The organism is Neisseria sp. P0001.S005 (genome assembly GCF_051963715.1).
This window is the reverse complement of the sequence record NZ_JBQCTZ010000144.1, coordinates 1-8,848: the sequence shown is the minus strand read 5'-3', so window position 1 is coordinate 8,848 and position 8,848 is coordinate 1. Positions and strand designations below refer to the sequence as shown.

Genomic DNA, 8,848 nt, shown 5'->3' with positions numbered 1-8,848 from the left:
GGCGCATTTCGCAATGCCCGACTTCATACAGACAATGTTTACCTGATTGAAAACAATGTATTCGGAACAACTTGTGCACGTGTCGGCTGCATGCCGTCCAAATTGCTGATTGCGGCTGCGGAAGCGCGCCATCATGCTCTGCATACCGATCCGTTTGGCGTACATTTGGATAAAGACAGCGTAACGGTAAACGGCGAAGAAGTCATGCACCGCGTGAAGTCCGAACGCGACCGTTTTGTCGGTTTTGTAGTCAGCGATGTAGAAGAGTGGCCTGCCGACAAGCGTATTATGGGTACGGCAAAATTTGTTGATGAACACACCGTCCAAATTGATGACCACACTCAAATTACTGCAAAAAGTTTTGTGATTGCCACCGGTTCGCGCCCTGTGATTTTCCCACAGTGGGAAGTTTTGGGCGATCGCTTGATTGTGAACGATGATGTTTTTTCTTGGGATACCTTGCCTAAGAGTGTGGCCGTGTTCGGCCCTGGCGTAATCGGCTTAGAGTTGGGTCAGGCTTTGCACCGTTTGGGCGTAAAAGTTGAGATTTTTGGCGTAGCCGGTGCGATTGGCGGTATTTCCGATCCTGTTGTCGCTGAAGAAGCCAAAACCGTTTTTGGTGAAGAGTTGACTTTGCATTTGGATGCCAAAACCGAAGTCAAATTGGATGCAGAAGGTAATGTTGAAGTTCATTGGGAACAAGATGGCGAAAAAGGTGTGTTCCATGCCGAATATGCTTTGGCTGCCGCCGGTCGCCGTCCGAACGTGGACAATATCGGTTTGGAAAACCTGAATATCGAAAAAGATGCGCGTGGCGTGCCTGTTGCCGATCCGTTGACCATGCAAACCAGCATTCCGCATATCTTTATCGCAGGCGATGCGTCCAATCAATTGCCTCTGCTGCATGAAGCTTCCGACCAAGGCAAAATTGCCGGCCACAATGCCGCTATTTTCCCGAATATTGAGGGCGGTTTGCGCCGTAGCGTAATCGGCGTGGTATTCACCAGTCCGCAAATTGCCACTATCGGCTTGAAATACGCGCAAGTTACGGCGAAATATCAGCCTGATGAGTTTGTCATCGGCGAGATTTCCTTCCGAAATCAAGGCCGCAGCCGCGTTATGTTGGTCAACAAAGGCCATATGCGTTTGTATGCTGAGAAAGCGACCGGCCGTTTCATTGGTGCGGAAGTTGTCGGTCCTGCTGCCGAACATTTGGCACACTTGATGGCTTGGGCGCATCAAATGAAGATGACGATTCCGCAAATGCTGGATATGCCGTTCTACCATCCGGTTATCGAGGAAGGTCTGCGTACTGCATTGCGTGATGCCGATGCAAAACTGAAACAGGCTTGATTATTTGATGGAATAAAGGCCGTCTGAAACTCGTAGTAAGGTTTTAGACGGCCTTTTCTATGCTTTGAAGCTGTTAAATCAATTCTAAATCCGGACCGGCATTTTGCGCACGACGGCTTCGTAATTGAATGTCTAGGCGCAAGTCATGGGGGGAGTCGGCATTTTTAATAGCGTCTTTATAGCTGATATCGCCGTTTTCATACAAATCATACAAGGCTTGGTCAAAAGTGATCATGCCCATGCCGGTTGATTTTTTCATCATTTCTTTGATGTTGTGGACTTCGCCTTTTTGAATCAAGTCAGCAATAATCGGCGAATTGAGCAAAACTTCGACCGCCGCCACACGACCCCGTCCGCTTTCACGGGGAATCAGTCTTTGTGAAATAAAGGCTTGCAGGTTGAGCGACAAGTCTGTCAGCAACTGGGTACGGCGCTCTTCGGGGAAGAAGTTGATGATGCGGTCGAGCGCTTGGTTGGTATTGTTGGCATGTAGTGTCGCCATACACAAATGGCCGGTTTCCGCGAAGGAAATAGCGTAGTCCATGGTCTCGCGGTCGCGGATTTCGCCAATCAAGATAACATCCGGTGCTTGGCGCAGGGTGTTTTTCAGCGCAATCGGCCAATTTTCGGTATCTACGCCGATTTCTCGTTGGGTGATGATGCAGTTTTTGTGTTGGTGGATAAACTCAATCGGGTCTTCGATGGTGATAATGTGGTCGAAGCTGTTTTCGTTTCGATAGTCGATAAGGGAGGCGAGAGAAGTGGACTTGCCCGAACCTGTACCACCGACAAAAATAATCAGGCCGCGTTTTCTGAGGGCGATGTCTTTCAGAATAGGGGGCAGATTAAGCGTTTCAAATTTAGGTATATTGCTGGTAATGGAGCGGAACACCAATGCAGTTGCACCGCGTTGAACCATGGTATTGACACGGAAGCGGCTGGTATCGGGCAGGCTGATGGCGAAGTTGCATTCGTTGGTGGAAGAAAATTCTTCGATTTGTTTGGAAGACATAATCGAAAAAGCGATTTCCATACATTTTTCAGCACTCAACGGCTCATCACTCAGTCGCGTAATTTTGCCGTCCACTTTCATGGCTGGCGGGAAATTGGTGGTAATGAAAAGGTCGGAGCCTTTGTATGTGTTCATATGGTGTAGCCAAGCGAACAATTCTTCTTTTGCACCCGGAGTATTTTCGTCAAACATAAGAATTCAGATAGTTAATATTAAGTTATTTCATTGAGAATAATTATAACAGAAGCAACCATTATTTGCTGTTTGCCAGCTCGAGCGTCAATCTGTTTTAAATTGAGTGTCGTTCTGGGAATATAGCAGATTTTTCAGTATCCCTGTGATTTTAAATTCTGCTGTTATAATGTTGCCCGATTAGTGAATGGAAAGGTAACGAGATGTCAGTACAAACAATTGCCGTGGTCGGCGCAATGGAGCAGGAAATCGAGCTTTTGCGTGAAAGCATGGCTAATGTCAAGCATGTGTCCTTCGGTAAATTCTCTGCGTATGAAGGCGAGTTGGCCGGAAAACGCATGGTATTGGTTTTGAGCGGTATCGGTAAGGTTAATGCAGCGGTTTCGACTTCTTGGGTCATTCATCAGTTTGCACCGGATTGTGTTATTAATACCGGCAGTGCAGGCGGTTTGGGCAAGGGCCTGAAGGTTGGCGATGTGGTTATCGGCGAAACTGTGGCGCATCATGATGTTGATGTAACGGCTTTTGGTTATGTTTGGGGGCAAGTACCGCAACTTCCTGCTGTGTTTGCATCGGATGAGAACTTGATTCGCCAAGCAGAAAAGGCGGCGCAAGTGTTTGAAGGTACGTCCGTAACGCAAGGCTTGATCGTCAGTGGCGACCGTTTTGTGCACAGTAGCGAAGGTGTTGTGGAAATCCGCAGCCATTTCCCTGACGTAAAAGCAGTGGAAATGGAAGCCGCGGCGATTGCGCAGACTTGTCACCAGTTGGAAGTGCCGTTTGTGATTATTCGCGCCGTATCCGATTCGGCAGATGAGAAAGCGGACATCAGCTTTGAAGAGTTTTTGAAAACAGCGGCCGTCAGCTCTGCGAAGATGGTGACCGAGATTGTCAAATCGCTATAAAATCATGCAGAAACGTTGAATTTCCGTTAGAATACGGAACGATTCAACCTTATTCTAAGGCCGTCTGAAAACCGAATCCCTGTTTTTTCAGACGGCCTTTCCGACTTTAATTGCATTTATCTTAATAACAATATGAAAAACATACGGAATTTCTCCATTATTGCCCACATCGACCATGGTAAATCGACGCTTGCCGACCGTTTTATCCAATACTGCGGCGGCTTGGATTTGCGCGAAATGAGTACGCAGGTGCTCGACTCCATGGACATCGAAAAAGAGCGCGGCATTACCATTAAAGCGCAAACCGCCGCGCTCAACTATAAAGCACGCGATGGGCAGGTGTATCAGCTCAATCTGATTGATACTCCGGGACACGTCGACTTCTCTTATGAAGTATCCCGTTCGCTGTCGGCTTGCGAAGGCGCGCTTTTGGTTGTTGACGCATCGCAAGGCGTGGAAGCGCAAACTGTGGCGAACTGCTACACCGCGATTGATTTGGGCGTGGAAGTTGTGCCTGTTTTGAACAAAATCGACTTGCCTGCTGCAGAACCCGAGCGCGTGGAGCAGGAAATTGAAGACATTATCGGCATTGATGCCGTTGGCGCGGTGCAGTGTTCTGCCAAAAGCGGCATTGGTGTGGAAGATGTTTTGGAAGAAATCGTTGCCAAAATCCCTGCGCCGACTGGCGATGAAAATGCGCCGTTGCAAGCCGTTATCGTCGATTCGTGGTTTGACAACTACGTCGGCGTGGTCATGCTGATTCGAGTGAAAAACGGCACCATCAAGCTGAAAGACAAAGTGCGCTTTATGAGCACCAAGGCGGAAACGCAGGTTGAGCAGCTAGGCGTATTCACGCCGAAATCGGTTCAAAAACAAGAACTCAAAGCCGGCGAAGTAGGCTTTTTGATTACCGGCGTAAAAGAATTGGGACAGGCGAAAGTCGGCGACACGGTTACTTTGGTTGCCAACCCTGCCTCTGAGCCGTTGCCCGGCTTCCAAGAAGTACAAAGCCAGGTATTTGCAGGCCTTTATCCGGTGGAAAGCCACGACTACGAAGCTTTGCGCGATGCGCTGGAAAAATTGCAGCTGAACGATGCTTCGTTGAAATTTGAGCCTGAAGTTTCCCAAGCATTGGGCTTCGGCTTCCGTTGCGGCTTCTTGGGTCTGCTGCACTTGGAAATCGTGCAGGAACGTTTGGAACGCGAGTTTGACATGGACTTGATTACCACCGCGCCGACGGTGGTTTATGAAGTCGTGTTGAAAAACGGCGAGAAAATCGAAGTTGAAAACCCGTCCAAACTGCCTGAAATCAGCACCATCGAAACCATTCTTGAGCCGATTATCACTGCAACCATTCTTGTGCCGCAGGAATATGTCGGCAACGTCATGACTTTGTGTAACCAAAAGCGCGGCGTTCAGGTTAATATGCAATACATGGGCCGCCAAGTCATGCTGACTTATGATTTGCCGATGAACGAAGTTGTCATGGACTTCTTCGATAAGCTTAAATCGACTTCGCGCGGCTATGCTTCGTTGGACTACCATTTCAAAGAGTTCCAACCGTCTGATTTAATCAAGCTCGACATTATGGTCAACGGCGAAAAAGTCGATGCCCTGAGCCTGATTGTCCACCGTCAAAGCGCCGTTCACCGCGGTCGCGAGCTGGCAGCAAAAATGCGTGAACTGATTCCGCGCCAGATGTTTGATATTGCCGTACAGGCCGCCATCGGCAGCCAGATTATCGCCCGCGAAAACGTCAAAGCCCTGCGTAAAAACGTCTTGGCGAAATGTTACGGCGGCGATATTACCCGTAAGAAAAAACTTCTTGAAAAACAAAAAGCAGGCAAACGCCGCATGAAACAAGTGGGCAACGTGGAAATCCCGCAAAGCGCGTTCTTGGCGATTCTGCAAGTGAGTGATAAATAATGAGTATAAATCTGACTTTAGGCGCAATCGTTGTACTGCTGGCCGGCTTGGTCCTCAACTTCAAAAGCAGTAAAGAGCGTCAGGAAAACGGCGAATGGAGCTCCGGCCTGCAATGGAGTTATCTCTTGTGCATGGTCGGCGTATTCGGCATTTTGTCCGAATTTATGAGCTTTACCGCCGTATTGCTGGTGTTTGTCGTGTTCACCGGTATTGTTTGGGCAATCCATAAAGGCCGTCTGAAAAAAAGCGAGACCGGCGAAGACAATGCGCATTTTACCGACTATATGGGCGGCTTTTTCCCTATCATCTTGGTTATCTTTGTGTTGCGCAGCTTTATTGCCGAGCCGTTCCAAATTCCGTCCAGCTCCATGCGTCCGGGCTTGGTAAAAGGCGATTTTATCTTGGTGAACAAATTTTCTTACGGTATCCGCCTGCCGATTTTGAATAAGGTCATTATCCCTGTCGGCAACATTGCCAGAGGCGATGTCGTGGTGTTCAATTATCCACTTCAGCCTGAGATGAATTACATCAAGCGCATCGTCGGTATTCCGGGCGACGTTGTGGAATACCGTGATAAGGTTTTGACTGTTAACGGTGAAATTATTTCCGAAAAACCAAACGGCAATTATCAATACGCAGATGATACCGATCCGTCTATGATTCATACGCTTGAGCGTTTTCATACGGCCTTAAACGGCAAAAACTTTGATGTGGTCAAAGAGGCCGGTCAACCTTCCGTATCTATTGCTGTATTGAACAAATACATCTCCGAAGTGATGCCTGAAAGCAATTACTCGCTTGAAACAAGCGGTTTGGAAAATTGCGAATATGCAGAAGACGGTAATGGCTTTATCTGTAAAGTTCCTGAAGGCCGTTATTTCGCGATGGGCGACAACCGCGACAATAGCGCCGATTCTCGTTACTGGGGATTTGTTGATGACAAACTAATCGTCGGTAAAGCCTTTTTCGTTTGGATGAACTTTGGCGAACTCAGCCGTATTGGTACCAGTATCCAATAAGCAATAACAGATTAAAAGGCCGTCTGAAATTTTTCAGACGGCCTTTTTGTATCTATTTTTTGTCTTTTAACGAACCTAAATAAATCGCCAATAAAGTCAAAGTGGCGCCGCTCCATTGGACGGTATTAATCGGTTTATCCAGCCAGAAATAATCGATCAACATGGCGGCGACTGGTTCGGAGAGCAGTAGGAGGCCGGTCAGTGACAAGGATAAAAGCGGGATGGCGTAAGCAATTAATGCCCAAGCAAAGCATTGCATGACGATGCCGTAGATGGAGACTAGAATCACATCGTTTAAAGTTTTGGGGTATAGATGGGCGGCATCGAATAGTAGAGATGGGATGACCAGCGCCATTGCGCCGCCGAAGCTTAAAATCATCATCAGCGGAAACAAACCGACTTTTTCCTGCTCATGGGTTTTGCGTACAAAGACCATAGACAGGGCCAGCATGGCACCGGACATTACGCCGCTGACAAATCCCCATGCGGCATTGTCGTTATGACCGAACTCTGGGCTGCCGATTAAGGCTACGCCTATGGTGGCCAATATCAAACTTAAAATTTGCAGGGCGCTTAAACGTTCTGAATAAAAAAAGAAGCCGATGGCGGCTAAAAAGAAAATCTGCAGGCTGTTGAGCAAGGTGGAAATGCCGGGGCCTACGGCGTGAATGCTTTCGTGCCAAAGTGCGAGGTCGAATGCGAGGAAAACGCCGGATAAGATTGCGTAGCCAACCGTTTTTCTTTTCGTGGGCATTTTTTGTCTGAAAAAACGCCCGAGTAGGAAGAATATAGGGGCGGCGATCAGCAAGCGCCAGAATGCGATGGCGTAAGAGCCGACATCGACAAATTTGACGATCAAACTGCCCAAGCCGAAGACGACGCAGCCGACGACCAGCAGGGGTGCTGCATAATTTCCCGAACGTGTCTCCATCGGCTTCTCCAAGAATGAAATGAAGACGATTATTCCATAAAATATAGTTGGGGCGCTAATGATAAATAGTGGTAAGCTAAGATAAAGGGTTTATGATGAAAGGCCGTCTGAAAACTGTTTCAGACGGCCTTTTGATGATTTTCTGGCTTGATTTCGTATTGTTGTAGTATAAAATCGTTTTACGCCGTGTTTTCAGACGGCCTGATCAGTTTTGGTTTTGAGAAAAGGATATTGGAAATGGCAAACCCTATTCGTGCGTTTTTGGATTATGTGCCGTCGGTTGATGAGTCTTGTTTTGTAGATGAGACTTCGGTAGTGATTGGTGAAGTGTCGCTGGCGGAAGATGTATCGATATGGCCTTATGCCGTATTGCGCGGCGATGTGAACAGTATTTCTATCGGCAAGCGCAGCAATGTGCAGGACGGTAGCGTTTTGCATGTGTCGCATAAGAATGCGGCGAAGCCCGACGGTTCGCCTTTGATTATCGGCGATGATGTGACGATTGGGCATAAGGTCATGCTGCATGGCTGCCGAATTGGGAATCGTGTGTTGGTGGGCATGGGCTCGATTATTTTGGATGATACGGTTGTCGAAGATGATGTGATGATAGGCGCAGGCAGTTTGGTGCCGCCGCGCAAACGTTTGGAAAGCGGTTTTTTATACGTTGGCTCTCCTGTGAAACAAGTGCGTCCGCTGACGGATGAGGAAAAGGAATTTTTGACGTATTCCTCTGCGCATTATGTCCGCCTGTCCGGCCAGCATAAAATTTCAAAATAAGGAAAACCAATACAATGAACGCAATTTATCTGGCTTCGGGCAGTCCGCGCCGTCGTGAGATTTTGGAAAATTTGGGTTTCACAGTACGCCGCCTTCCTGCGGATATTGATGAAACCCCTAAAGAAGGCGAAGCTGCAGTAGAGTATGTGCGCCGTATGGCCTGCGAGAAAAATGAGGCGGCGGTGGCTCAATGGTTTACTGCTCATGATCAAGAGCCTGAGTTTGCTGTATTGACGGCGGATACGACGGTGGCGGATGGTGCGGCTATTTTGGGTAAACCGGAATCCGAAGCGGATGCGGTCGATATGCTGGAACGTTTGTCCGGACGGACGCATCAAGTGCTGACGGCTGTATGCGTTTACTGGCAAGGCGTGCGCCATGATGTGGTGCAGACGAGCGAAGTGCGCTTTAAAACGTTGACGGCTGAGGAGATTGCAGCCTATGTTGCCAGCGGTGAGCCGATGGATAAAGCCGGTGCGTATGGGATTCAGGGCTTGGGAGGCGTATTTGTCGAGCATTTGCAGGGCAGTTTTACCGGCGTAATGGGTTTGCCGGTTTATGAGACCGCGCAACTACTGAAATCTTTGGGTTTGGAAGCGCCGCCGTTTGCTTAAAATTAGGCAAATGCCGTCTGAAAGCGTGCCGACAAAAACGCCTGTTTCAGTTACAATACTGCCTTAAACAGCTTGCTTGAAGAAAGATATGAAAGAACATAAGGCCCGGAAACGCTTCG

The 8,848-nt window shown here is 48.3% G+C and carries 8 protein-coding genes; 6 read left to right on the top strand and 2 right to left on the bottom strand.

The genetic code is table 11. The annotated features are described in order from the left end of the window. Positions 1–1,353, top strand: a 1,353-nt coding sequence (locus ACTHSP_RS14665) for a dihydrolipoyl dehydrogenase (protein WP_440346338.1), incomplete at its 5' end; no start/stop codon positions are given. A gap of 73 nt (positions 1,354–1,426) precedes the next feature. Here the strand turns inward: ACTHSP_RS14665 and ACTHSP_RS14660 are convergent. Continuing rightward, positions 1,427–2,557, bottom strand: a complete 1,131-nt coding sequence (locus ACTHSP_RS14660) for a PilT/PilU family type 4a pilus ATPase (RefSeq protein ID WP_049351465.1) — start codon at positions 2,555–2,557, stop codon at positions 1,427–1,429. Between the two features lie 203 nt (positions 2,558–2,760). On the opposite strand from ACTHSP_RS14660, the gene ACTHSP_RS14655 reads away from it, so the two are divergent. The 3 genes from ACTHSP_RS14655 (at position 2,761) to lepB (ending at position 6,407) form a co-directional block, all read left to right on the top strand. Beyond that, on the top strand, positions 2,761–3,462 hold the full coding sequence (locus ACTHSP_RS14655) for a 5'-methylthioadenosine/adenosylhomocysteine nucleosidase (RefSeq protein ID WP_049351466.1): 702 nt from the start codon (positions 2,761–2,763) through the stop codon (positions 3,460–3,462). Between the two features lie 132 nt (positions 3,463–3,594). Continuing rightward, a complete protein-coding gene (gene lepA / locus ACTHSP_RS14650; RefSeq protein ID WP_049351467.1) occupies positions 3,595–5,388 on the top strand; it encodes a translation elongation factor 4 in 1,794 nt (597 codons plus the stop codon). Then, the gene (lepB, locus tag ACTHSP_RS14645) at positions 5,388–6,407 is read left to right on the top strand and encodes a signal peptidase I (protein ID WP_049351468.1); all 1,020 of its coding nucleotides are present in this window, start codon (positions 5,388–5,390) and stop codon (positions 6,405–6,407) included. Before lepA ends, lepB begins: the two co-directional genes overlap by 1 nt. A gap of 52 nt (positions 6,408–6,459) precedes the next feature. On the opposite strand, the gene ACTHSP_RS14640 is transcribed toward lepB, so the two are convergent. Then, positions 6,460–7,338, bottom strand: coding sequence for a DMT family transporter (locus ACTHSP_RS14640; protein ID WP_049351469.1), 879 nt, complete (start codon positions 7,336–7,338; stop codon positions 6,460–6,462). Between the two features lie 237 nt (positions 7,339–7,575). On the opposite strand from ACTHSP_RS14640, the gene ACTHSP_RS14635 reads away from it, so the two are divergent. Further along, the gene (locus tag ACTHSP_RS14635; RefSeq protein WP_049350611.1) at positions 7,576–8,115 is read left to right on the top strand and encodes a gamma carbonic anhydrase family protein; all 540 of its coding nucleotides are present in this window, start codon (positions 7,576–7,578) and stop codon (positions 8,113–8,115) included. 14 nt (positions 8,116–8,129) lie between these two features. Further along, positions 8,130–8,729, top strand: a complete 600-nt coding sequence (locus tag ACTHSP_RS14630) for a Maf family protein (RefSeq protein WP_049350612.1) — start codon at positions 8,130–8,132, stop codon at positions 8,727–8,729. The last annotated feature ends 119 nt before the right edge of the window (positions 8,730–8,848 follow it).

Bases quoted from the DNA above. Each gene is read 5' to 3' on its own strand.
- ACTHSP_RS14660 (WP_049351465.1), bottom strand. From the start codon at position 2,557: ATGTTTGACGAAAATACTCCGGGTGCAAAAGAAGAATTGTTCGCTTGG.
- ACTHSP_RS14655 (WP_049351466.1), top strand. From the start codon at position 2,761: ATGTCAGTACAAACAATTGCCGTGGTCGGCGCAATGGAGCAGGAAATC.
- lepA (WP_049351467.1), top strand. From the start codon at position 3,595: ATGAAAAACATACGGAATTTCTCCATTATTGCCCACATCGACCATGGT.
- lepB (WP_049351468.1), top strand. From the start codon at position 5,388: ATGAGTATAAATCTGACTTTAGGCGCAATCGTTGTACTGCTGGCCGGC.
- ACTHSP_RS14640 (WP_049351469.1), bottom strand. From the start codon at position 7,338: ATGGAGACACGTTCGGGAAATTATGCAGCACCCCTGCTGGTCGTCGGC.
- ACTHSP_RS14635 (WP_049350611.1), top strand. From the start codon at position 7,576: ATGGCAAACCCTATTCGTGCGTTTTTGGATTATGTGCCGTCGGTTGAT.
- ACTHSP_RS14630 (WP_049350612.1), top strand. From the start codon at position 8,130: ATGAACGCAATTTATCTGGCTTCGGGCAGTCCGCGCCGTCGTGAGATT.